The organism is Thermoanaerobacterium xylanolyticum LX-11 (genome assembly GCF_000189775.2).
Taxonomy (GTDB): Bacteria; Bacillota; Thermoanaerobacteria; order Thermoanaerobacterales; family Thermoanaerobacteraceae; genus Thermoanaerobacterium; species Thermoanaerobacterium thermosulfurigenes.
Map to the genome: position 1 here is coordinate 315,507 of NC_015555.1, position 22,857 is coordinate 338,363.

Consider the following 22,857-nt stretch of genomic DNA (forward strand, 5'->3'; position numbering starts at 1 on the left):
GTGATTTATCAATCTAAAGCAATAGATATTTGCAAGATTATGATATATAATATTCTTAATATACTGTATACTTTAAGGAGGGTAACAATGGATTTAAGGGAAGAAGCATTAAAATTACATAAAGAAAATAGGGGGAAAATCAGCATTTTAAGCAAAGTGCCAGTCAATGATTCAAAAGATTTGTCGCTGGCTTACACACCAGGTGTTGCAGAACCATGCAAAGAGATACAAAAAAATCCTGATGTTGCTTATGAATACACAAACAAGGGTAACTTTGTAGCGGTTGTCACTGATGGCAGTGCCGTTTTAGGGCTTGGCGATATTGGCGCTATGGCTGGAATGCCTGTAATGGAAGGAAAAGCGGTATTGTTTAAGGAATTTGGAGGAATTGATGCATTTCCAATTTGTATTGCTACAAAAGATGTTGATAAAATCGTTGAGACGGTTGTAAACATAGCTCCTACTTTTGGAGGCATAAATCTTGAAGATATATCTGCTCCAAGATGCTTTGAGATAGAAGAAAGATTAAAAGAAGCTTTGAATATACCTGTTTTTCACGACGATCAACATGGGACAGCGGTTGTTGTTTTTGCTGGATTGATAAATGCTTTAAAAATTGCAGGTAAAAGCTTGAATAGTATCAAAGTTGTCATAAATGGCGCTGGTGCAGCAGGCATTGCAATAGCGAAGTTACTTATCAATGCTGGAGTTGGAGACGTTGTGTTATGTGATAGAAAAGGCATCATTTACGATGGTAGAAATGATACAGATGTATCAAAAATATCAATTGCTAAGATTACGAATAAAGATAAGATAAAGGGAACGTTGGCTGATGCCTTGATTGGTGCGGATGTTTTTATAGGTGTATCCGCTCCTAATGTGCTTTCAAAAGACATGGTAAAATCCATGAACAAAAATTCGATTGTATTTGCATTGGCAAATCCAATTCCTGAAATATATCCTGAGGAGGCGAGAGAGGGCGGAGCACTTGTAATCGGAACTGGAAGATCTGATTTTCCAAATCAGATAAACAATGTGTTGGCTTTTCCAGGCATATTTAGAGGTGCCCTTGATGTTAGAGCTTCTGAGATAAATGAGGAAATGAAGATTCAAGCAGCATATGCAATTGCTGGATTGGTTTCTGATGATGAATTAAATGAAGATTACATAATACCAAAAGCATTTGATAAAAGAGTAGCTAAGGCGGTTGCATTGAGTGTTGTAAAAGCTGCTATAGATACAAATGTCGCCAGTTGCGATGTGGATATAAAAGAGATAGAGTCAAAATTGAATAAAATTTTATAGTATGAATTGACCTCCTTTGAAAAAAATAAATATAAATTAAAAAAGGAGGTTTTTTTATGCCACTACATCACAGACTTTCTAATATTTATTATGGCAATAATGATTTTATAAACATAGATGACGATATTGTAAAGATGTTAAGCGCGTATGGAAAATCTAATATTAAGAGAAAAGGCCATGAGTTTATAGATGAGTACAATGACTTTTACAGTGATTGTGATTTTTATTTTAGCGAAAATAAAAGTTATGATGAGTAAAAATTAATAAATATTTGAAATATACGTTTAATCTGCTTTAAATGACGCTTAAATGGAAAAATATAAATTAAATGGCTGTTGACTGTATAGAAAAGAGGAATAAAATAGTAAGTGAAAGTCAAAGAAAGTCAAAGTAAGAAAGAGGTGATGGGATGGCGAGGCTGAGCGATTTAATAGAAGATTTTATAAAAAGCTTGATAGAAGAAGCTGATGAAGAATATATTGAGATAAAGAGAAATGAACTGGCTAATATTTTCAATTGCGCCCCATCACAGATAAACTATGTACTTGAGACGAGATTTAACTTATCAAATGGATATATCATTGAAAGCAGGCGTGGTGGTGGCGGATACATTAAAATAATCAAAAGACCTGTTTCTAAGGATTGGATGGCAAAATTGATTTCAGATATAGGTGACAACATAACAGAAAGCAAAGGCAGGCTTTACATCGATACTTTATTAGAACATGATTTGATAACCGAAAGGGAAGCTGCATTGATGAAATCTGTGCTTAACGATAAGATTTTACCTGTTGCACAGTACGAAAAGCCTATTTTAAGGGCAATACTTTTAAAGGTGATGTTAGCAGAACTTTCAAATAATTTGATAAAAAGGAGTGATTGAAATGTTGTGCGATAAATGCAAAGAAAGACCAGCGACAGTCCATTATACTCAAATAATAAACGGTGTCAAGACTGAAATGAACTTGTGTGAGCAATGTGCACAAGAAGAAGGACTTTTAAACAGCGAGACATTTTCACCGTTTGTGAATTTTACACCATTTTCTGTGCAGGATTTGTTAGCAGGGTTAATGAATTTTCTTCCAAATACAGGAAATACTTATGTAGAAGAGCAATTAAAGTGCAGCAATTGCGGCATGACATACGACAGATTTAAAGAAACAGGCAGGCTTGGATGCAGTAGATGCTATGATTCATTTTCAGATGAATTAAATCCGCTTATAAGGAGAATTCATGGAAGCACTGGACATAGAGGTAAGATTCCAAGAAAGACTGGTGGAGCATTAAGGGCAAAGAGAGAAATAGAGGAGCTTAAAGCGAAACTGGACAAAGCAGTAAAAGAGGAAGCATTTGAGGAAGCTGCAAAATTGAGAGATAAAATCAGAGAATTGGAGAAAAAGTATGGAAAGTAGGTGATGCTGATGTTTGACCATGACAATGATGTTGTGATTTCCAGCAGAATTAGACTTGCCAGAAATTTAAGCGATATTCCATTTCCGTCTGTCATGACGGAAAGTGAGGCAGAAAAAGTTAAAGAATCAGTGAAAAAGGCCATATTTGACAGTAAGACGATACTCTCAACGCAGTTTTTAGAGTACGACATGAAAAAAATAACTCCTCTTGAGAGGCAATCCCTTGTTGAAAGACATTTGATAAGCCCTGATCTTGCCCAAAATACTAAAAACGGCAGTGCTCTTATAAAGAACGACGGCACTGTAAGCATATTGATAAATGAAGAGGATCATTTAAGGATTCAGACTATATTTAATGGGCTTAATTTAAAAGAAGCTTGGGATCTGGCAGACAAGATTGATGATTTGATTGAGGAAAACATAAGCTATGCTTTTGACGAAAAGTTAGGTTATCTTACGGCATGTCCTACAAATGTAGGAACAGGTATAAGAGCGTCTGTGATGGTACATCTGCCGGCACTTACTATAACTGGACAGATAGGCAATGTTCTAAACTCCGTATCTAAAATCGGAATAGCAGTAAGAGGCATGTATGGTGAGGGGACTCAATCGTTAGGCGATATTTACCAGATATCAAATCAAGTTACATTAGGTCAAAGTGAAATAGACATAATAGAAAACCTTGAAGGCATTGTAAAGCAGATTATATCCAATGAGAGAAAATCAAGAGAGGATCTTTACAAGAAGAGAAAAGTGCAGATTGAAGACAGAATAGGTAGATCATACGGTCTTTTGACAAATGCAAAGGTAATGTCTACTCAAGAATTCATGAAGCTTATTTCAGACGTTAGATTAGGTGCTGTTTTAAACATTGTAAATTTGGACATTCAAAAGATAGATGAGATAACAACACATATTCAGCCTGGAAACCTACAAAAAATAATAGGGAAACAGTTAGAGCCATATGAAAGGGATATTAAGAGGGCTGAGTATGTATCAAAATTGATTAAAGGATAAAAATTTAGGAGGTGTTTTTATGGCAATGTTTGGCAGATTTTCGGAAAAAGCACAAAAAGTGCTTTATCAAGCACAGGAGGAAGCTCGCTCACTTTACCACAATTACGTGGGAACGGAGCATATCCTTTTAGGACTTATTAAAGAAGAAGATGGAATAGCATCGCGGGTTTTAAAAAGCCTTGGTGTCACTTACGAAGATATAAGAGCAAAGGTAGAATCACTTATTGGAATGGGAAATGTGCCTGGCGATGTGGTAGGATATACGCCAAGAGCAAAGAGGGTTTTAGAGCTTAGCTTTGCTGAGGCCAGAAGGTTTAATACAAATTACATCGGAACAGAGCACATCTTATTGGGACTTATTAGAGAAGGTGAAGGCGTAGCAGTAAGGATTTTGATGGAGTTAGGTGTAGACTTCAACAGAGTCAGAGAAGAAATAGTAAAGATGGTAAGCGAAGAACCTTCTGGCACTACAAATAAAGCGCAAAGAGCTAAGAATACAAATACACCTAACTTGAATCAGTTTGGAAGAGATCTTACAGAACTTGCAAGGGAAGGAAAGCTTGATCCTGTCATTGGACGCGAAAAGGAGATAGAAAGAGTAATACAGATTTTAAGCAGAAGGACTAAAAACAATCCATGCCTTATTGGCGAACCTGGGGTCGGTAAGACTGCAATCGCCGAAGGATTGGCAGAGGCCATCGAAAGTGGTACTATACCGGAGATTTTAAAGGGCAAACGGGTTGTAACATTAGATATGGCTTCAATGGTTGCAGGCACAAAGTATAGAGGAGAATTTGAGGATAGGCTGAAAAATGTATTGAATGAGGTCATCAAGGCAGGAAATGTCATACTTTTTATAGATGAGCTTCACACTATAATAGGTGCTGGTGCGGCAGAAGGTGCCATAGACGCATCTAATATCTTAAAACCAGCCCTTGCGAGAGGAGAGATACAAGTCATTGGTGCTACTACAATCGATGAATACAGAAAGTACATTGAAAAAGATCCTGCTCTCGAAAGGAGATTTCAACCTATAATGGTTGAAGAGCCTTCTGTTGAAGAAACGATAGAAATATTAAAAGGACTTAGGGACAAGTATGAAGCACATCACAGGATAAAGATTACTGATGAAGCGATTGAAGCAGCAGCAAAACTTTCACACAGGTATATAACAGATAGATTCCTTCCTGATAAGGCTATAGACCTTATAGATGAAGCTGCGTCGCGAGTCAGACTTAAGACAGTTACAGCACCGCCAGAGATAAAAGAATTGGAAGATAAATTAAATATGCTTAATAAAGATAAAGAAGAGGCTATAAGGACACAAGAGTACGAAAAAGCCGCTAAGATAAGAGATGAAGAACAAAAAGTTAAAGAGCAACTGGAAAACTTAAAATCAAAATGGCAGCAGAATTCATTAGTTAAAGAAAAAAGCGTTGGAGCTGAAGAAATTTCACAAATTGTATCCCTTTGGACTGGCATTCCAACACAGAAGCTTGCACAAGAAGAATCTGAAAGGCTTTTGCATTTGGAAGAGATACTGCATAAACGCGTAATAGGACAGGATGAAGCGGTGGACGCGGTGGCAAGAGCAATAAGGAGGGCAAGAGTTGGACTTAAGGATCCGAAAAGACCTATTGGATCGTTTATATTCTTAGGACCTACAGGTGTCGGAAAGACAGAGCTTAGCAAAGCGTTAGCAGAAGCCATGTTTGGAGACGAATCAGCGATAGTCAGAATAGATATGTCTGAGTACATGGAAAAATTCTCTGTATCAAGGCTTATCGGTTCTCCTCCAGGATATGTTGGATATGAAGAAGGTGGAGAGCTTACAGAAAAAATAAGAAGAAAGCCATATTCTGTAATTTTGTTTGACGAAATTGAAAAAGCTCATCCAGATGTGTTTAATATATTGTTGCAAATATTGGATGATGGAAGGCTGACAGATTCAAAAGGCAGAACGGTAGATTTCAAAAATACACTCATAATAATGACTTCCAATGTTGGAGCACAGCTTATTAAGAAGCAGACGACTTTAGGTTTTATGCCTGAAAGCAACGCAGAAAAAGAATCGTATGAAAAGATGAAGGAAAACATCTTAGAGGAGCTTAAAAAATCATTTAGGCCTGAATTTTTAAACAGGATTGATGATATCATTGTATTCCGTCAACTGACGCAGGATGACATAAGGAAGATTACTGATTTGATGATCGCTGATTTGAATAAGAGGCTTAAAGATAACAACATAAGCCTTGAATTTACAGATGATGCAAAAGAAGAACTTCTTAAAGAGGGCTATGATGTGACTTACGGTGCAAGGCCATTGAGAAGGGCTATACAGAAAGTTGTTGAAAGTGAGCTTTCTGAGCTTATGCTGAAAGGCGAAATAAAATCTGGAGATAAAGTGTTAGTTAAATTAAAAGACGGTAAATTTGATTTTACGAAAGTTTAAGTATAATTGGATACTCTCTTAAGTGAGGGTATCCAATTTTTATATTTCAATGTGATATAATTTTAGTGATAGATATACATGGAAAGTCGGTGGAAATGTGAAAAAAGATAAGACTAAATTTATCTGCCAACAGTGCGGATTTGAAAGCACAAAGTGGATGGGAAAGTGTCCTAATTGCGATGAATGGAATTCGTTTGTGGAAGAGGTAGTTGAAGACAGCGACAAAAAGTCGCAAGAAGGCATACTTACATCAAAAGTTGAGCTTTTAAAAGATATAGAGGCAAAGGATGAAGACCGCATAAAAACAGGGATTGGCGAATTTGACAGGGTATTAGGCGGTGGTGTTGTAAAAGGGTCTCTTGTTTTAATTGGGGGAGAACCCGGCATCGGCAAGTCAACCATGCTTTTGCAGATATCGGACGTGATGTCTAATTTCACAAAGGTTTTATACATTTCGGGAGAAGAATCATCAAGCCAGATAAAAATGAGAGCAGATAGAATCATAAAAGGCAAGCAGGAGGTATACTTCTTGGCCGAAACTAACATAAACAATGTTGAAAGGCACGTAGAAAAGATATCGCCTGGTTTTATTATAGTTGATTCAATCCAGACTATGTATGCAGATGAAAGTACAACTATACCAGGCAGCGTGTCGCAAGTAAGGCAAGTTACGCAGCATCTTCTAAGGCTATCAAAGCAAAACGGTATCACTGTATTCATAATAGGTCATGTAACTAAGGAAGGCTCTATAGCAGGTCCCAGAGTGTTGGAGCATATGGTAGATACTGTATTGTACTTTGAAGGTGATAGGACGCAGTCATTTAGGATATTGAGAGCTTACAAAAACAGATTTGGTTCTACAAATGAAATAGGTGTATTTGAAATGGAATCAGAAGGTTTAAAAGAGGTAAAGAATCCTTCTGAAGTGCTTTTGTCTGGGAGAGATTTAAATGCTCCGGGTCTTGCTGTAATAAGCTCTATGGAGGGCACGAGACCAATTTTATTAGAGGTTCAATCGCTCATTTGCCATACTAATTTTGGGTTACCAAGGAGGATGTCCACAGGCATAGATTACAACAAATTTGTGCTTTTATTGGCTGTGTTGGAAAAGAAATGTGGGATAAATTTTTCGCAATCAGACGTATACTTAAATATAGCTGGTGGATTGAAAGTACAAGAGCCTGCAGCCGATTTAGGAATAGTTGCAGCTTTAATATCAGGGTATTTAAATATTCCTATCTCTAATGACATCTGTTTTTCTGGTGAAGTTGGACTGATAGGCGAAGTAAGACCTGTAAGCAATTTGGAGAGAAGGATAAGTGAAGCTAAAAAGATGGGGTTTAAAACAATAGTAGTGCCACAGATGAAGGTAGAAAATAATTACGATATGAACATAAAAAAGATTAAAAACATCGTAGAACTTACAGATGTTATTGCAAAATAAAAAGTGGGTCTATCCCCACCAAATTATAACATATTGAAAACTCCCAGAGTATTAAGCTCTTTATCTTTTTTAAGCAATATATCATAGAAATTTAAACCAAGCGTGTTGCAAAGTGCTATTATATAAAATATGTTGTTGCCGATTTCGGTTTCCAAAACTTCACGGCAATTATCGCACAACTGACCATCCACATGTGTTTTAATGTACTTATGTGCGTCTTCTATCATGGCGTCTTCAGGGATTTCTTGTTTTTGTGCATTGATTTTTAGACAGCCGCACTCTGTAACAGATTTTGCTACTGCTCTGTTGACCCTGGCACTGCTTTCTTGAATTTTTGTCAAAATATCGAGAATGCTTTTGTGACGTATTAGGTATTCTTCTACTGTGTTTTGTAGATCATCGACTATTATATCCTTCATGGTTATGCCACTCCCGTTTCTTTAAATCTTAAGTTAATTATATACTTGTAAATGTTGTGTTGTCAATATTTACACGAAATAACATTTATAGCATGACTAAATTTTTTGTAAATTGACAATGTTTATCTATAAGTAGTATACTTTTATTAAAGAAGCCCTATACATGTAAAATTTGTTATGTGCATTTATAAAATTTCCCCATTGACTTATAATTAGTGGCATTTTTGATAATAATAGAAGTGGAGGTGAATATATGTTATACAAAATTGTAAGAGGAATTATTTCGATAGTCGGCTTAGGAGTGGGATTTGAAGCGGCTTATTTGTCTTTGGCCGTATTGAAGCTGCAAAAACTGATGGATTTGACATTGACGAGTATTACATCAATCATTGTATACGCTGTTGGGGCTTTGATAGGCGGAATCATATTTTTTATTTTTTCTCCTAAACTTATTAAATGGGGAAAAGATTTCGAAGGTTGGCTTGAGACAGCGCTTCAAAAATCGCCGATATACGATATCTTAGTTGGCGCTTTTGGATTAATCATTGGATTGATTTTGGCAAATCTTATTAGTGCTCCCATTTATCAACTTCCGTTTGTAGGGAAGGTTATTCCTATAATAATCAGTGTGTTTTTCGGTTACCTTGGAATAAGCATATCATTGAAGAAAAAAGATGAATTTATGAATTTGTTTGCGATAGTGAAAAAGATGGGACAGCAAAAATCGCAAAAAGTAGAGATAAGTGAAATACCAAAAATTCTCGATACCAGTGTCATAATAGATGGCAGGATTTTTGATATATGTAAAACGGGGTTTGTAGAAGGACCACTTATTATACCTAATTTTGTGCTGGAGGAATTGAGGCATATAGCTGATTCATCTGATTCATTAAAGAGGAATAGAGGCAGAAGAGGCCTTGATGTATTAAACAAAATACAAAAGGAATTGGACATGAAGGTGCAGATTGTAGATAAGGATGTGGACGCATCCGAAGTAGACACGAAACTTTTAAGGCTTGCCAAGATGATGAATGGGAAAGTCATAACAAATGATTATAATTTGAATAAAGTAGCTGAATTTCAAGGCGTACCTGTCCTTAATATAAATGAACTTTCAAATGCAGTAAAGCCTGTGGTGCTTCCTGGGGAAGAGATGGTCGTTCAAGTTATAAAGGATGGTAAGGAATCTGGTCAAGGCATAGCGTACCTTGACGATGGTACTATGATCGTAGTAGACGGTGGCAAAAAACACATAGGTGATACGTTGGACGTTCTTGTAACAAGCGTTTTGCAGACTGCAGCAGGTAGAATGATATTTGCCAAGCCGAAGCAAACAGATCAAGAAAAAGCTATGTGATTTTTAAGGCATTTTCTTTTTGAAGATGCCTTTTTTATTTTGTCGATGGCGGAAAAATGGTGAATGTGATATAATTTTACCAGTATATTTTTTGTAGAGGGTGTATTATGTTTATTAGTGCAATAATTGTTGCTGCTGGTAAAGGCAGAAGAATGGGTACAAAATTAAACAAGGTTTTTTTGAAATTAAACGGAAAGCCTGTTCTGTACTATACTCTAAATGTCTTTGAAAAATTATTGGAACTTAATGAGATAGTTTTAGTAGTGTCTAATGAGGACATAGATTACTGCAGACGGGAAATAGTCGATAAATATAATTTTAAAAAGGTAAGGCGGATAGTTGCCGGTGGAATGGAGAGGCAGGAATCTGTTTTCAATGGGTTAAAGGCTGTGGACAGCAGATGCGACATAGTGATGATACATGATGGAGCAAGACCTTTTATCGACAAAACCACACTAAAAAAGGGCATAGAAGAGTCTAAACTTCACAGTGCTGTAGGTATTGCTGTTCCAGTGAAAGATACTATAAAGGTAGTTGACGATGACAATTTTGTAGTGTCTACACCTGACAGGACAAATCTTATGGCCATCCAAACGCCACAAATTTTTGAATACAGGCTTATATATGAGGCACATTTAAAAGCGATGGAAGATGGTTTTTTAGGTACAGATGATACTGTCCTTGTAGAGAGACTTGGACATAAAGTAAAGCTTGTGGAAGGAAGTTATAGAAATATAAAGATTACTACGCCTGAGGATTTGATAATATCTGAAGCTTTCTTAAAAACAATATATCAATAACATTATTATTTTAACCTCATATAATTATAGCAAAAGATGCTTAAATTATATGAGGTGATTGTGATGAGAAGGCCTCTTGTATTTATTCACGGAATATTTGGCTCCATGTATGTTCCTACGCTTGTCGGCAAAGCATGGGGGTTTGGACCTGCAGGCTATATATACGATTCTTTCATTGAAAATTTAAAATCATTGGGATACATGGAAGGCAAGAATCTCTTTATCTGCTATTATGAGTGGTGGAAGGATATACCTGAGTGCGTAAACACACTTATGTCTAAGATAAATGAGGCAAGAATAAAAAATAATTGCGATAAAGTCGATGTTGTATGCCACAGCATGGGTGGTTTACTTCTTAGAAGCTATGTGCAAGGAAATTTTTACAGAAATGATGTAGGTAAAGTCGTCTTTTTATCTTCTCCCCATTATGGAGCTGCTAATGCATATTATGCGTGGGAAGGCGGTGCAGTTCCTCCTGACAACGATGAGGATTTTTTGAATATACTTTTAAGAGGATTTATCTGGGCTATAGGCAAAATAAAAGGGGAGAAAGATGAGCTTATGATAATAAGAAGATACATTCCATCTATAAAATCTCTCATGCCCAGTGCTGAATACGGAAACTACGTTTTTAAATACCCGATTAAAAACAACAAGATCGTGTTTAAAAATATACTTTACATGAAAGAACAGAATGGCTTTTTAAATGAATTAAACAGCTCAATTGATAAATTTTATGAAAGAGCCGATAAAGTTTACGTTTTTTCAGGAAATGGTATATACACGAATAAATTCATTCAAGTTGCTGATAGTGACGATAGCGTATTGTGGCCTGACGGTCGGGCTGTTGGTGTTGTCAGAGATGATAAAGGGGATGGAACCGTATTGATTAAAAGTGCTTTAGGAGTTGAGGGAAATAAATATGTCTTGAATGCAGGCCATGGAGGAATATTAAATGCTTCTATTCCGCATCTAAAAGAAATACTGGGCGTAGAAGAAGCACCTAAGGCAAGTGTTTTGGAAAAGATATTGTCTTTTGTAAATATATTGACAGATAGCAAAGTCATTGTGCTTGACAGAGGGCAAAAACTTAAAAAGTACAATGTCTTTGGAAAAGTAAATTGGTACATGGCTATTAATGAAGAAGGGGAATACCACTTTTCTTCACCAGACTTTGCAGCAAGGTCTATCATGATTCATACAAATAAAGGTTTTGCTGTTAAAACAATAAAGCAAAAAGACAGATTTAGGAAGTCTGAAACTCGTCTTTTTGTGGATAGAAATGGTAATTTTGAGTTTAAGGGATAGGAGTGTTCTTATGAGAGTCGGTATTGGATATGACGTACACAGATTAGAGGCGGGAAGAAAATTGATATTGGGCGGTGTACAGATTCCGTACGTTAAGGGGCTTTTAGGTCATTCAGATGCCGATGTCCTTATACATGCTGTCATTGACGCAATTCTCGGTGCTGCAGGGTTAGGCGATATAGGAACTCATTTCCCTGACTCCGAATGGATCTATAAGGATATAGACAGCACTGTGCTCCTTAAGAAGACATTAGATTTGATAAAAAACAAATTTTTCATAAACAATATTGACTGCATCATTGTAGCTCAAGAACCAAAATTGGCACCGTATAAAGATGCTATATCCAAAAATCTGTCGAAAGTTTTAAATATTGGGATTGACAGAGTTAACATTAAAGCAAAGACCGAAGAAGGTCTTGGATTCACAGGTAGAAAAGAAGGAATTGCTGCGTACGCGATAGCAAGTCTTTCTGAAAAATGTATTGACAGTTAAAATTAAATTAAATAAAATACAAACATGATAAATATTAGGAGGTAGACGATGAGATTATCACAATTGTTTATACCAACGATGAGAGAGGTTCCAGCAGAAGCTGAGATACCAAGCCATATTCTCATGTTAAAAGCCGCCATGATGAGAAAACTTGCATCAGGTGTGTACATTTATTTGCCGCTTGGTAAGAGAGTCCTTAAGAAGATTGAAGAAATCGTGAGGGAAGAGATGGACAGAGCAGGGGCACAGGAAGTGCTTATGTCTGCCATAATACCTGCGGAACTTTTAAAAGAATCCGGCAGATGGGATGTTTTTGGACCTGAGATGTTTAAGCTAAAGGATAGAAATGACAGGGAATTTTGCTTAGGCCCTACGCATGAAGAAGTTTTTACAGACCTTATAAGAAATGATGTAAAGTCATACAGGCAGCTTCCACTGACAATATATCAGATTCAGACGAAGTATAGAGATGAGAGGCGGCCCAGATTTGGAGTCATGAGGTCTCGCGAATTTATAATGAAAGATGCCTACAGCTTTGATGTCGATTGGGATGGACTGGATGTGTCTTTTGATAAGATGTACGATGCTTACTGCAGGATATTTGACAGGTGCGGCTTAAAGTATACTGTCGTTGAAGCTGATACAGGTGCTATGGGTGGAAAGGATTCTAAAGAATTTATGGTGACATCTAATGTTGGAGAAGCAGTAATTGCCTATTGCGACAACTGCGGCTATGCTGCCAATGAAGAAAAGGCGGAATGCACTGTACAAAACACAATTGACGAAGAGATGAGGCCATTGGAAAAAATTTATACGCCTGATGTAAAGACGATTGATGAACTTGTGTCGCATTTGGATGTTGAAGCGGAAAGATTTGTAAAAACATTGATATACAAGTACAAGAATAAGGTAGCTGCGGTGCTTATAAGAGGCGACAGGGAAGTAAATATTGTAAAACTGGCGAATCTTTTAAATGTAAGCGAAAATGATGTTGAATTGGCTGATGAAGAAACTGTAAAGAAAGTCACATCTGCCAATGTGGGATTTGCTGGTCCTATTGGACTCAAAGATGACGTAATGCTTATAGCAGATGCAGAAATACCTGCCATGAGAAATGTTATCGTCGGCGCTAATGAGACAGACTACCATTTAAAAAATGTCAATTATGGAAGAGATTTTAAAGCAGATGTAGTATCAGACGTCAGAAAAGTTGTAGATGGCGATAAATGCCCGAAATGTGGCAGTCCTTTAAAACTTGATAGAGGAATTGAAGTAGGGCACATTTTTAAATTAGGCACAAAATATTCTGATGCATTAGGTGCAAATTATATAGATGAAAACGGCAATGAAAAGCCTATAATAATGGGTTGTTACGGCATAGGGTTAAACAGAATTGCGGCTGCTGCAATAGAGCAAAATCACGACGACAAAGGTATCATTTGGCCAATGTCTATAGCACCATATCATGTCATAATCGTACCTGTAAATGTGTCAAATGATGTACAAAGAGATCTTGCAGAGAAATTGTACGATGAATTATCGAAGGCTGGCATTGAGGTTTTGATTGATGACAGGGATTTGAGAGCTGGCGTAAAATTTAATGATGCCGATTTGTTAGGTATACCTATTAGAATAACAGTGGGAAAGAAAGCTGAAGACAATATAGTTGAGCTGAAATTAAGAAGAGAAGAAAAGCCCATAGAATTAAAATACGATGAAGTTTTAGGCAAAGTCAAAGAATTGATCAGTGAAAATATGTAGGAGCTAAATGCTCCTTTTTTGCATAATATTTTAAGAATGACAAAAAAATAAAGTAGGAAAGGAGTGGTTTAATGTCTATTTACATAATGGGCATTTCTGTCGATAAAAGATCGGATTTTGCACCAAAAGTGCAAGAAGTATTGACGAAGCACGGACAAAACATATTGGCCAGGTTTGGAATACACGATGACAGTGATGATAATGGGCTTATAACGTTAAATGTCAGAGGGGATGAGAAGTATATAAATGAATTTTCAAAAGAGCTTACAAGCATTCCATCTGTCAAAGTAAATCACATGACGGTTAAATGATTAAAGGGATAGGAGACTATCCCTTTATTACTTTACGCATTACTTACTTTAGGCGTTAGAATATATAATATTGCCGTTTTTATGAAAACATATTGTAAGTGTGAAATAAAATTTGTATAATGGTATATGATGAATACAAAAGATGGAGATGGCTATATGGAAAAGAGAGTTAGGTTTGCACCAAGCCCTACTGGTGCTATTCACATAGGAAATATCCGCACTGCGCTATTTAATTATTTATTTTCAAGAAGTGAAGGCGCTAAGCTTATATTGAGGATAGAAGATACGGATTTAACGAGGTCTTCTAAGGACTTTGAAAAGTTGATATTCAAAGAGTTAAGCTGGCTTGGCATAGAATGGGATGAAGGGCCTGACAAACCTGGTGAATACGGACCATACAGGCAAAGCGAAAGGCTTCACATATACAATGAATACGCAGAAAAGCTTATAAAAGAAGGCAAAGCCTACAGATGTTACTGTACTCCTGAAGAGCTGGATAAAGACAGAGAGGAATCTGTTAAAAGAGGAGATATACCGAGGTATTCGGGAAGGTGTCGGCATTTGACTAAAGAACAGGAAGAGGAGTATTTGCGGCAAGGAAGGAAACCTTCCATTAGATTCATAATTCCTGATGATGTTACAATATCATTTGATGATATGATAAAGGGAAAGATCGAAATTAACTCAGACACGCTTGGCGGTGACATGATAATAGTAAAATCTGACGGCATGCCAACTTATAACTTTGCAGTCGTTGTAGATGATACTCTTATGAAAATAACCCATGTCATAAGAGGTGAAGATCATATCTATAACACACCTAAGCAGCTTCTTATTTACGAAGCACTTGGCTTTAAGCCACCTGTATTTGCTCATGCGCCTCTTATCTTGGGACCAGACAGGACTAAGCTTTCTAAAAGACATGGGAATACTTACATTGGACAATACAGGGAAATGGGGTATTTACCTGAAGCGATGTTTAACTTTTTGTCGCTTTTAAGTTGGTCTCCAGATGACAATGTTGAATTGATGTCTAAAGATGAAATAATTAAAAAATTTAATTTCAATAAGATTCACAGTGCTAATCCTGTTTTTGACATAGAAAAATTGAATTGGATGAATCAACATTACATTCAGATGAGTCCTATTGAAAGAATTGTAGATTTAAGCTTGCCACATCTTAAAGAGGCAGGTTATATTGGCGAAAATGTGGATGAGGCTAAGTACGAATGGCTAAAAAAGGTTGTTTCACTTTTTAAAGATGGCTTGCACTATGTGGCTGAACTGAAAGACAAAGCAAAGATGTTCTTTGTTGATGATTTTGAATACAATAGCGAAGTAAAAGAAACTTTGCTGTCAAGTGATGCTAAGAATGTACTGACGGCGTTTAAAGAGGAAATTGAGAATATGGATGAAGTTACAGAAGAGGGCATAAAAGAACTGCTAAAGATGTTGCAAAAGAAGATAGGAGTTAAAGGAAAAGCGTTTTTCATGCCTATAAGATTTGCTTTAACAGGGCAAGATCATGGGCCTGAACTTGTGATGATAATTCCTCTTTTAGGCAAACATAAAATATTGCAAAGGATAGATAAAGCCTTAAAGTTAATATCGTAAATGTGATGATTGGGAGAGTAGCATAATAGATTCCAAAAGAGAGGAGCTGTCGTGGGCTGAAAGCAGCTTCTGGATATATTGTGTGAAGTGCACCCATGAGCAATGCGCATTGTCGCACGGGTATCCGTTATAAATACAAGTGGAGTTTACTCAATCAGAGTGGAACCGCGAGCCCCCCTCGTCTCTGGATGATGGGGGATTTTTTTATTAATTATTTATTAAAAAGGGGATTGGTTATAATGTTTAAAACATTGAAGGAGGACATTAAAATAGTGTTTGAGAGGGATCCTGCTGCAAAAAGCGTGTTAGAAGTAGTTTTATGCTATCCGGGATTCCATGCTATAATATTTCATAGAATTGCACACTACTTATACAATAAAAATCTGTTGCTGATATCAAGGCTCATTTCACAATTTAGTAGGTTTTTAACTGGAATAGAAATACACCCAGGTGCTAAAATAGGCAAGGGATTTTTTATAGATCACGGAATGGGCGTAGTGATAGGGGAAACGACAGAAATAGGAGATAACGTGACGCTGTACCAAGGAGTTACATTAGGTGGCACTGGGAAGGATAAGGGTAAGAGGCATCCTACTATAGGCAATAATGTAGTTGTTGGAAGTGGTGCAAAAGTCTTAGGGCCTATAAAGATAGGCGATAATACGAAGATAGGTGCAGGTGCCGTAGTGCTGCATGACATTCCACCAAATTGCACTGTTGTCGGTGTTCCTGGACATTGCGTAAAAAAAGACAACGTGAGAGTAAGTCCGGCATCCAAAGTAAATGTGGATTTAGAACATGGAAAGTTGCCTGATCCAATAGAAGATGAAATAAGAAGGTTAAAAGCCAGAATCAAAAGATTAGAAACATATATAAACAATGTGGAGGATGATAGAGATGAAGATTTATAATACGCTTACCAGAAAAAAAGAAGAATTCGTGCCATTGAACGATAATGTTGTTAATATGTATGTGTGCGGACCTACTGTGTACAATTTTATCCATATAGGCAACGCGAGAGCATTTATTGTCTTTGATACTGTCAGGAGGTATCTGGAATATAAGGGTTATAAAGTAAACTATGTACAGAACTTTACAGATATAGATGATAAACTCATAAAAAGATCCCATGAAGAAAACACAACTGTAAAAGAATTAGCTGATAGGTATATTGAAGAATATTTCAAAGATGCTGATAGCTTAGGAATAAAAAGAGCAACGTTTCATCCAAGGGCTACAGAAAACATCAAAGAAATAATTGAGTTTGTGAAAAAGCTTATTGATAAAGGATTTGCCTATGAAAAAGATGGGAATGTGTACTACGATACGACGAAATTCAAAGATTATGGGAAGCTTTCACATAAAAATATAGATGAATTAAAGGCTGGGGCACGAATAGAGGTAAATGAAGACAAGAAAAATCCCACAGATTTCGTCCTTTGGAAGGCTGCAAAAGAAGGAGAACCATATTGGGACAGTCCATGGGGTAAAGGCAGGCCTGGTTGGCATATTGAGTGCTCAACAATGTCCACAAAGTTCTTAGGCAAAACCCTCGATATACATGCAGGTGGTCCTGATCTCATATTTCCACATCATGAAAATGAGATTGCTCAGAGTGAAGCCGCAAATGATGCAGAGTTTGCAAAGTATTGGATGCACATAGGATACTTAAACATCAATAATGAAAAAATGTCCAAATCGAAAAACAATTTTTTCACTGTAAGAGACGTAATCAGCCAATATGATCCTGAAGTTTTGAGGTTTTTCATGTTGATGTCACACTACAGAAACCCAATCAATTATAGTCAAGACCTCATAGAGCAAGCAAAGAACGGGTATTTAAGATTAAGCAATACTGTTTACAACTTGCAACACCTTTTAGATGTGGCAGAAGATAGGCAATTAAGCGATGAAGAAAAGGCGTACAAAGAGAAATATGAAGAGTATAGAAGAAAGTTTGAAGAAGCGATGGATGACGATTTTAATACTGCTGACGCTATATCGGTTATCTTTGAGATGGTTAGGGATATTAATTCAAATATAGATGGAAATTCTCCAAAAGAATTGATAAAATATATATTGGATGTTTTCTTGAATTTATCTTCTGTTCTTGGCATAACTTATAAAAAGAAAGAGCTATTGGATGACGAGATCAAAGAACTTATAGAAAAGCGTCAAGAAGCAAGAAAGGCAAAGAACTGGGCAGAAGCTGATAGAATAAGAGATGAATTGAAAAAACAGGGTATAGTATTGGAGGATACACCTAACGGAGTAAGGTGGAAGAGAGTTTGATGAATCTTTTTACAAAGGATGGCAAAGTTTTTACAAAAAAAGATGTCATGAATTTATCGCCGCTTATTATGGCCTTTATCGGCGATAGCGTTTATGATTTGTTTATAAGGACGAATATTTCAGCAAAGGGGAATAGACCCATAAACAAAATTCACAGAGAATGTGTTAAGTACGTAAAAGCGTCATCACAGTCTGAGATTTTAAAAAATCTTTATGATATATTTGATGAAGAGGAAAAGGATATAATAAGAAGAGGAAGAAATGTAAAGAGTGCTACTATTCCAAAGCATGCCGGTATCGAAGAATACCGGCAGGCTACCGCCTTTGAGGCTTTACTTGGCTATTTGTATCTTTTGGGAAGATATGATAGGCTTGATGAAATACTAAATTACGCATTAAACTATAATATAAATGAGGGTTAATTATGAAAGAAAATGAAAATATAATATACGGAAGGAATCCTGTGTTAGAAGCGATTAACAGCGGACGAGAGATTGAAAAAATATATGTTTCAAAAAGTGCTAAAGGGAATATTTCTAAAATTATAAAATCTGCAAGGGATAAAAATATAATCGTATCAACTGCAGACAATGTGACATTAGACAAGATGTCCGGAAACGGCAACCATCAAGGAGTAGTCGCATTGTGCTCCCTCTACAAGTATTGTGATGTTGAAGACATACTGGAGTATGCCAATGAGAAAGGCGAAAAACCTTTTATTCTGTTATTGGACGGGATAACAGACACGCACAACTTTGGAGCCATAATAAGGACTGCAGAAGCTTTTTCAGCACATGGGATTGTAATCCCAAAGAGAAGATCTGCTGTGGTAAACAGCACGGTTGTAAAGACATCAGCAGGTGCAACTGAGTACATGAAAATTGCAAAAGTATCAAACATAAACAATGCTATAAATAACCTGAAGAAACAAGGTGTATGGATTGTAGGCAGCAGCGTGGATGCAAAAGAGGACTTTAGCAATGTTGATTATGATCAGCCTATAGCCATAGTCATTGGCAGCGAAGGTGAAGGAATATCTGAGCTTGTTAAAAAGAACTGTGATTATCTTGTAAAGATACCGATGATGGGCAATATGAACTCGTTAAATGCATCGGTTGCAGCATCTATTTTCATGTATGAAGTTGTACGACAGAGGATTGGTAAGGCGTGATTTGATGTATATGGTGATTGATGGGTATAACGTGATAAACAATTGGCAGGATCTAAAGCTTGAGGCAAGAAATAACCTTGAAGACGCCAGACAAAAGTTGATAGACATACTTCAAAATTTCAGGGGATATACGGGATTTAATATAATACTCGTCTTTGATGCGATGTATGCTAAAGGGAAACAACAAAACAAGGAATATCACAATGGAATTGAAGTTGTGTATACGAAGGAAGGCGAATCTGCTGACAGCTATATTGAAGGACTGATAAAGGAAATAATCAAAAAAGACAAAGTAGTTGTAGTAACTTCTGATTGGATATTGCAGCAAGTCGTATTAGGTCAAGGTGCTATAAGGATGTCATCAAGAGAATTATACGAAGAATTGAATAATTATTTGGAAGATAAGAAGAAATTTTATACTAAAGATGACAAGAAAGACAGCATTGAATCAAGACTTTCAGAAGAAATTATAGAAAGGCTTAAGAAAATGGCTGAGTGACAAAAATATTCTTCGTTACAATCTTGACTACAATCTCTATTAAAAGTATAATTATTTATGTGAACTTGGCCTATAAGCGGAGGCGATTTTTGTGAAATCGGGGGCACAAATAGATCTATACAATGTTTTTTCGTCAATGGATGAAGGTGATGTTGTAGAAGAGGCTCAGAGAGGTAATGAAGCAGCACTGGAATTTATCATTGACAAGTACTATTCTTTTGTCAAGGCAAAGGCTCGTTCCTACTTTTTGGTCGGTGCGGATAAGGAAGATATAGTGCAGGAAGGCATGATCGGGTTATACAAAGCTATTCGCGATTTTAAAAGCGACAAGCTGTCATCGTTTAAAGCTTTTGCTGAGCTGTGCATAACGAGGCAAATGATAACTGCCATCAAGACAGCCACTAGGCAAAAACATATTCCTCTTAATTCTTATGTTTCTTTAAATAAGCCGATCTTCGAGGAGGAGTCAGATAGAACATTGATGGACGTTGTGTCCAGTGAATGTATATCTGATCCTGAAGAGTTAATAATAAACCGAGAGGAATACGTTAACATCGAAAACAAGATCGGTGAGATGTTGAGCGACCTTGAATGGGAAGTGCTGATATCATACCTTGATGGAAAATCGTATCAGGAGATTGCTGTTGAGCTTAGAAGACATGTAAAATCGATAGATAATGCCCTCCAAAGAGTAAAAAGAAAGCTTGAAAGATATCTTGAGATGAGAAATAGTTAAGTATTGACATTTCAAAGCTTTTATAGTAGAATTTAAAATTGATGCAAAATATGATTGCCCACGTAGCTCAGTCGGCAGAGCGTCGCCTTGGTAAGGCGGAGGTCACCGGTTCAATCCCGGTCATGGGCTCCAATTTTATTTTTTTGTATTTAAGTTTTAAAACATAGAAACGCGTGGATGAGTTTATTAAAGTAGGAGGAAAAGAAATGGCAAAGCAAAAATTCGAAAGAAAGAAACCCCATGCAAACATAGGGACAATAGGACACGTAGACCATGGCAAAACGACATTAACATCAGCAATAACGATAGTATTGTCAAAACAAGGAATGGCACAAGCGACAGCATACGATGAAATAGACAAAGCACCAGAAGAAAAAGCAAGAGGAATCACAATAAACACAATGCACGTAGAGTACGAGACAGAGAAAAGGCACTATGCCCATGTTGACTGTCCAGGACACGCAGACTACGTAAAGAACATGATAACAGGAGCAGCGCAGATGGACGGAGCGATACTGGTAGTATCAGCAGCAGACGGTCCAATGCCACAGACAAGAGAGCACATCCTGTTAGCAAGACAGGTAGGCGTGCCATACATTGTAGTATTCTTAAACAAAGCAGACATGGTAGACGACCAAGAATTAATCGAATTAGTAGAGATGGAAGTAAGAGAGCTCTTAAATGAATATGAATTCCCAGGAGATGACACACCGATAGTAGTAGGTTCAGCATTAAAAGCAATGGAATGCGGATGTGGACAAAGAGACTGTCAATGGTGTGGTAGGATATGGGACTTAATGGATGCAGTTGACAGTTATATACCAACACCAGAAAGAGACGTAGACAAACCATTCCTGATGCCGGTAGAAGATGTATTCACGATAACAGGAAGAGGAACAGTTGCAACAGGAAGAGTAGAGAGAGGCAAGTTAAAAGTAGGAGACGAAGTAGAGATAATAGGATTATCAGACGAAAGCAAGAAGACAGTAGTAACAGGGGTAGAGATGTTCAGGAAGACGCTGGATGAAGCAGAAGCAGGAGATAACATAGGAGTATTGTTAAGAGGAGTAACAAGAGAAGAAGTAGAAAGAGGACAAGTCTTAGCGAAACCAGGGTCGGTAAAACCGCACACGAAATTTGAAGGACAAGTATACGTGTTAACAAAAGAAGAAGGCGGAAGACACACACCATTCTTCAATGGATACAGACCGCAGTTCTACTTCAGGACAACAGACGTAACAGGAGTAATAGAATTACCAGAGGGCGTAGAGATGGTAATGCCCGGAGACCACGTAACGATGACAATAGAATTAATAACACCGATAGCGATGGAAGAAGGATTAAAATTTGCTATAAGAGAAGGCGGACACACAGTAGGAGCCGGTGTTGTTTCCAAGATTCTGTCATAAAAAGGGCTGGGTATTTTACCTGGCTTTTTTTGAGTCTATACAATTAGATTGACATAAATTAATATTTATGATAAAGTTTTAAAAGTAGTTTTAAATTCCGGGAGGTGGAATTGTTGCGGGTTAAGATCACATTAGCTTGCACGGAATGTAAGCAGAGAAACTATAATACTACTAAAAACAAGAAGAACGATCCTGATAGGATAGAGCTTATGAAATACTGTAAGTTCTGCAGAAAACATACATTGCATAAAGAGACAAGGTAAAAAACAAGTTATAAAGGGATGTGATTCGATGGCTGCCGATGAAAGGAGAAAAGTCGGGAAGTTTTTTAGGGAAATAAAAGCCGAGATGAAGAAAGTTACGTGGCCAACAAGAGATAATTTGATTGCATATACAGAAGTTGTACTGGTTGTGGTAATAGCATTTACATTGTTGATATTCCTTGCAGACTCGGCCTTTAGCTATCTACTGAAATTAATTATAAAAAGTTAAAGGAGGATGGGGTTTATCCCCAAATCGATGATGTCTGAAACAAATTCAGCTAAATGGTATGTAGTCCATACTTATTCCGGATATGAAAATAAGGTTAAAGCGAATCTGGAAAAGTCTGTTGAAAATAGAAATCTTCAAAATTTAATACATCAAGTCGTAGTTCCGACTGAAAAAGTGGTAGAGATAAAAGACGGCAAAAAGAAGTCTGTTGACAGAAAGGTATTTCCGGGATACGTACTGGTGAAGATGGTAATGAATGATGAATCATGGTATGTGGTAAGAAATACCAGAGGCGTAACTGGCTTTGTTGGGCCTGGATCTAAACCTGTACCACTTACTGAAGCGGAAGTGAGAAGCTTAGGCATTAAGGAGATACAGACGTCAGTAGATATAAAAGTAGGCGATAGTGTTAGGGTTATTGCCGGACCACTTGAGAATTTCATCGGTGTTGTTGAAGAGATTTACCTTGACAGACAAAAGGCTAAAGTTTTGATTTCGATGTTTGGCAGAGAAACCCCAGTGGAATTTGACTTTGTCCAGATTCAAAAAATTCAATAGATGACAT

At 37.0% G+C, this 22,857-nt stretch carries 25 protein-coding genes, 1 tRNA gene and 1 other annotated feature; of the genes, 25 read left to right on the plus strand and 1 reads right to left on the minus strand.

All coding sequences use genetic code 11. From position 1 onward, the window contains the following. Window positions 1–87: 87 nt before the first annotated feature. From THEXY_RS01550 to radA, 7 genes are all read left to right on the plus strand, one after another. Window positions 88–1,305, plus strand: a complete 1,218-nt coding sequence (locus THEXY_RS01550) for an NAD(P)-dependent malic enzyme (RefSeq protein ID WP_013787113.1) — start codon at window positions 88–90, stop codon at window positions 1,303–1,305. Window positions 1,306–1,361: 56 nt separating this feature from the next. Then, window positions 1,362–1,562, plus strand: a complete 201-nt coding sequence (locus tag THEXY_RS01555; RefSeq protein WP_013787114.1) for a hypothetical protein — start codon at window positions 1,362–1,364, stop codon at window positions 1,560–1,562. 152 nt (window positions 1,563–1,714) lie between these two features. Beyond that, on the plus strand, window positions 1,715–2,188 hold the full coding sequence (locus THEXY_RS01560) for a CtsR family transcriptional regulator (protein WP_013787115.1): 474 nt from the start codon (window positions 1,715–1,717) through the stop codon (window positions 2,186–2,188). Window position 2,189: 1 nt separating this feature from the next. Continuing rightward, window positions 2,190–2,717, plus strand: a complete 528-nt coding sequence (gene mcsA, locus THEXY_RS01565; RefSeq protein WP_013787116.1) for a protein-arginine kinase activator protein McsA — start codon at window positions 2,190–2,192, stop codon at window positions 2,715–2,717. A 9-nt stretch (window positions 2,718–2,726) separates the two neighbouring features. Next, window positions 2,727–3,734 carry a protein arginine kinase gene (locus THEXY_RS01570; RefSeq protein ID WP_013787117.1) on the plus strand — a complete coding sequence of 336 codons (1,008 nt, stop codon included), beginning with the start codon at window positions 2,727–2,729 and terminating at the stop codon, window positions 3,732–3,734. A gap of 19 nt (window positions 3,735–3,753) precedes the next feature. Then, on the plus strand, window positions 3,754–6,186 hold the full coding sequence (locus THEXY_RS01575) for an ATP-dependent Clp protease ATP-binding subunit (protein ID WP_013787118.1): 2,433 nt from the start codon (window positions 3,754–3,756) through the stop codon (window positions 6,184–6,186). A 97-nt stretch (window positions 6,187–6,283) separates the two neighbouring features. Beyond that, entirely contained in the window at window positions 6,284–7,630 is a 1,347-nt protein-coding gene (gene radA, locus THEXY_RS01580) for a DNA repair protein RadA (protein ID WP_013787119.1), read from the plus strand. A gap of 23 nt (window positions 7,631–7,653) precedes the next feature. Here the strand turns inward: radA and THEXY_RS01585 are convergent, their stop codons facing one another. Next, entirely contained in the window at window positions 7,654–8,049 is a 396-nt protein-coding gene (locus THEXY_RS01585) for a nucleoside triphosphate pyrophosphohydrolase family protein (RefSeq protein WP_013787120.1), read from the minus strand. Between the two features lie 253 nt (window positions 8,050–8,302). Between THEXY_RS01585 and THEXY_RS01590 the strand changes: the two genes are divergently transcribed. From THEXY_RS01590 to nusG, 18 genes are all read left to right on the plus strand, one after another. Then, window positions 8,303–9,406, plus strand: coding sequence for a PIN/TRAM domain-containing protein (locus tag THEXY_RS01590; protein ID WP_013787121.1), 1,104 nt, complete (start codon window positions 8,303–8,305; stop codon window positions 9,404–9,406). A 107-nt stretch (window positions 9,407–9,513) separates the two neighbouring features. Then, a complete protein-coding gene (ispD, locus tag THEXY_RS01595) occupies window positions 9,514–10,206 on the plus strand; it encodes a 2-C-methyl-D-erythritol 4-phosphate cytidylyltransferase (RefSeq protein ID WP_013787122.1) in 693 nt (230 codons plus the stop codon). A gap of 63 nt (window positions 10,207–10,269) precedes the next feature. After that, a complete protein-coding gene (locus THEXY_RS01600) occupies window positions 10,270–11,514 on the plus strand; it encodes a lipase family alpha/beta hydrolase (protein ID WP_013787123.1) in 1,245 nt (414 codons plus the stop codon). A gap of 10 nt (window positions 11,515–11,524) precedes the next feature. Continuing rightward, window positions 11,525–12,007 carry a 2-C-methyl-D-erythritol 2,4-cyclodiphosphate synthase gene (gene ispF / locus THEXY_RS01605; RefSeq protein WP_013787124.1) on the plus strand — a complete coding sequence of 161 codons (483 nt, stop codon included), beginning with the start codon at window positions 11,525–11,527 and terminating at the stop codon, window positions 12,005–12,007. 48 nt (window positions 12,008–12,055) lie between these two features. Next, complete coding sequence (locus tag THEXY_RS01610; RefSeq protein WP_013787125.1) at window positions 12,056–13,768, plus strand: proline--tRNA ligase; 1,713 nt, start codon at window positions 12,056–12,058, stop codon at window positions 13,766–13,768. A gap of 71 nt (window positions 13,769–13,839) precedes the next feature. Next, on the plus strand, window positions 13,840–14,079 hold the full coding sequence (locus tag THEXY_RS01615) for a hypothetical protein (RefSeq protein WP_013787126.1): 240 nt from the start codon (window positions 13,840–13,842) through the stop codon (window positions 14,077–14,079). A gap of 156 nt (window positions 14,080–14,235) precedes the next feature. Continuing rightward, the gene (gene gltX / locus THEXY_RS01620) at window positions 14,236–15,693 is read left to right on the plus strand and encodes a glutamate--tRNA ligase (RefSeq protein ID WP_013787127.1); all 1,458 of its coding nucleotides are present in this window, start codon (window positions 14,236–14,238) and stop codon (window positions 15,691–15,693) included. After that, window positions 15,690–15,882 (plus strand) — a binding site (T-box leader). It overlaps the preceding gene by 4 nt. A gap of 50 nt (window positions 15,883–15,932) precedes the next feature. Then, window positions 15,933–16,604, plus strand: coding sequence for a serine O-acetyltransferase EpsC (gene epsC / locus THEXY_RS01625; protein WP_013787128.1), 672 nt, complete (start codon window positions 15,933–15,935; stop codon window positions 16,602–16,604). Next, complete coding sequence (cysS, locus tag THEXY_RS01630; protein ID WP_013787129.1) at window positions 16,591–17,985, plus strand: cysteine--tRNA ligase; 1,395 nt, start codon at window positions 16,591–16,593, stop codon at window positions 17,983–17,985. The genes epsC and cysS overlap by 14 nt, the downstream gene beginning before the upstream one ends. Next, on the plus strand, window positions 17,985–18,407 hold the full coding sequence (locus tag THEXY_RS01635) for a Mini-ribonuclease 3 (protein ID WP_013787130.1): 423 nt from the start codon (window positions 17,985–17,987) through the stop codon (window positions 18,405–18,407). The genes cysS and THEXY_RS01635 overlap by 1 nt, the downstream gene beginning before the upstream one ends. Window positions 18,408–18,409: 2 nt before the next feature. Beyond that, a complete protein-coding gene (gene rlmB / locus THEXY_RS01640; RefSeq protein ID WP_013787131.1) occupies window positions 18,410–19,156 on the plus strand; it encodes a 23S rRNA (guanosine(2251)-2'-O)-methyltransferase RlmB in 747 nt (248 codons plus the stop codon). 4 nt (window positions 19,157–19,160) lie between these two features. Beyond that, window positions 19,161–19,655, plus strand: coding sequence for an NYN domain-containing protein (locus THEXY_RS01645; RefSeq protein ID WP_013787132.1), 495 nt, complete (start codon window positions 19,161–19,163; stop codon window positions 19,653–19,655). Between the two features lie 91 nt (window positions 19,656–19,746). Continuing rightward, entirely contained in the window at window positions 19,747–20,391 is a 645-nt protein-coding gene (gene sigH / locus THEXY_RS01650; protein ID WP_013787133.1) for an RNA polymerase sporulation sigma factor SigH, read from the plus strand. A 56-nt stretch (window positions 20,392–20,447) separates the two neighbouring features. Continuing rightward, a tRNA-Thr gene (locus THEXY_RS01655) sits at window positions 20,448–20,523 on the plus strand. Window positions 20,524–20,597: 74 nt separating this feature from the next. Next, window positions 20,598–21,800 carry an elongation factor Tu gene (gene tuf, locus THEXY_RS01660; RefSeq protein ID WP_013787134.1) on the plus strand — a complete coding sequence of 401 codons (1,203 nt, stop codon included), beginning with the start codon at window positions 20,598–20,600 and terminating at the stop codon, window positions 21,798–21,800. A 113-nt stretch (window positions 21,801–21,913) separates the two neighbouring features. Further along, complete coding sequence (gene rpmG, locus THEXY_RS12290; RefSeq protein ID WP_013787135.1) at window positions 21,914–22,063, plus strand: 50S ribosomal protein L33; 150 nt, start codon at window positions 21,914–21,916, stop codon at window positions 22,061–22,063. Between the two features lie 28 nt (window positions 22,064–22,091). Then, window positions 22,092–22,292, plus strand: coding sequence for a preprotein translocase subunit SecE (secE, locus tag THEXY_RS01665; RefSeq protein ID WP_013787136.1), 201 nt, complete (start codon window positions 22,092–22,094; stop codon window positions 22,290–22,292). 30 nt (window positions 22,293–22,322) lie between these two features. Next, complete coding sequence (nusG, locus tag THEXY_RS01670) at window positions 22,323–22,850, plus strand: transcription termination/antitermination protein NusG (protein ID WP_014757914.1); 528 nt, start codon at window positions 22,323–22,325, stop codon at window positions 22,848–22,850. The last annotated feature ends 7 nt before the right edge of the window (window positions 22,851–22,857 follow it).

What these genes read in the sequence shown, in the direction of transcription:
- gltX (WP_013787127.1), top strand. Translation starts at nt 14,236, where the DNA reads ATGGAAAAGAGAGTTAGGTTTGCACCAAGCCCTACTGGTGCTATTCAC.
- secE (WP_013787136.1), top strand. Translation starts at nt 22,092, where the DNA reads ATGGCTGCCGATGAAAGGAGAAAAGTCGGGAAGTTTTTTAGGGAAATA.
- nusG (WP_014757914.1), top strand. Translation starts at nt 22,323, where the DNA reads ATGTCTGAAACAAATTCAGCTAAATGGTATGTAGTCCATACTTATTCC.
- THEXY_RS01550 (WP_013787113.1), top strand. Translation starts at nt 88, where the DNA reads ATGGATTTAAGGGAAGAAGCATTAAAATTACATAAAGAAAATAGGGGG.
- THEXY_RS01600 (WP_013787123.1), top strand. Translation starts at nt 10,270, where the DNA reads ATGAGAAGGCCTCTTGTATTTATTCACGGAATATTTGGCTCCATGTAT.
- THEXY_RS01560 (WP_013787115.1), top strand. Translation starts at nt 1,715, where the DNA reads ATGGCGAGGCTGAGCGATTTAATAGAAGATTTTATAAAAAGCTTGATA.
- THEXY_RS01610 (WP_013787125.1), top strand. Translation starts at nt 12,056, where the DNA reads ATGAGATTATCACAATTGTTTATACCAACGATGAGAGAGGTTCCAGCA.
- ispF (WP_013787124.1), top strand. Translation starts at nt 11,525, where the DNA reads ATGAGAGTCGGTATTGGATATGACGTACACAGATTAGAGGCGGGAAGA.
- rlmB (WP_013787131.1), top strand. Translation starts at nt 18,410, where the DNA reads ATGAAAGAAAATGAAAATATAATATACGGAAGGAATCCTGTGTTAGAA.
- THEXY_RS01590 (WP_013787121.1), top strand. Translation starts at nt 8,303, where the DNA reads ATGTTATACAAAATTGTAAGAGGAATTATTTCGATAGTCGGCTTAGGA.
- cysS (WP_013787129.1), top strand. Translation starts at nt 16,591, where the DNA reads ATGAAGATTTATAATACGCTTACCAGAAAAAAAGAAGAATTCGTGCCA.
- mcsA (WP_013787116.1), top strand. Translation starts at nt 2,190, where the DNA reads ATGTTGTGCGATAAATGCAAAGAAAGACCAGCGACAGTCCATTATACT.
- THEXY_RS01585 (WP_013787120.1), bottom strand. Translation starts at nt 8,049, where the DNA reads ATGAAGGATATAATAGTCGATGATCTACAAAACACAGTAGAAGAATAC.
- THEXY_RS01575 (WP_013787118.1), top strand. Translation starts at nt 3,754, where the DNA reads ATGGCAATGTTTGGCAGATTTTCGGAAAAAGCACAAAAAGTGCTTTAT.
- ispD (WP_013787122.1), top strand. Translation starts at nt 9,514, where the DNA reads ATGTTTATTAGTGCAATAATTGTTGCTGCTGGTAAAGGCAGAAGAATG.
- THEXY_RS01645 (WP_013787132.1), top strand. Translation starts at nt 19,161, where the DNA reads ATGTATATGGTGATTGATGGGTATAACGTGATAAACAATTGGCAGGAT.
- THEXY_RS01570 (WP_013787117.1), top strand. Translation starts at nt 2,727, where the DNA reads ATGTTTGACCATGACAATGATGTTGTGATTTCCAGCAGAATTAGACTT.
- tuf (WP_013787134.1), top strand. Translation starts at nt 20,598, where the DNA reads ATGGCAAAGCAAAAATTCGAAAGAAAGAAACCCCATGCAAACATAGGG.
- epsC (WP_013787128.1), top strand. Translation starts at nt 15,933, where the DNA reads ATGTTTAAAACATTGAAGGAGGACATTAAAATAGTGTTTGAGAGGGAT.
- THEXY_RS01555 (WP_013787114.1), top strand. Translation starts at nt 1,362, where the DNA reads ATGCCACTACATCACAGACTTTCTAATATTTATTATGGCAATAATGAT.
- THEXY_RS01615 (WP_013787126.1), top strand. Translation starts at nt 13,840, where the DNA reads ATGTCTATTTACATAATGGGCATTTCTGTCGATAAAAGATCGGATTTT.
- THEXY_RS01635 (WP_013787130.1), top strand. Translation starts at nt 17,985, where the DNA reads ATGAATCTTTTTACAAAGGATGGCAAAGTTTTTACAAAAAAAGATGTC.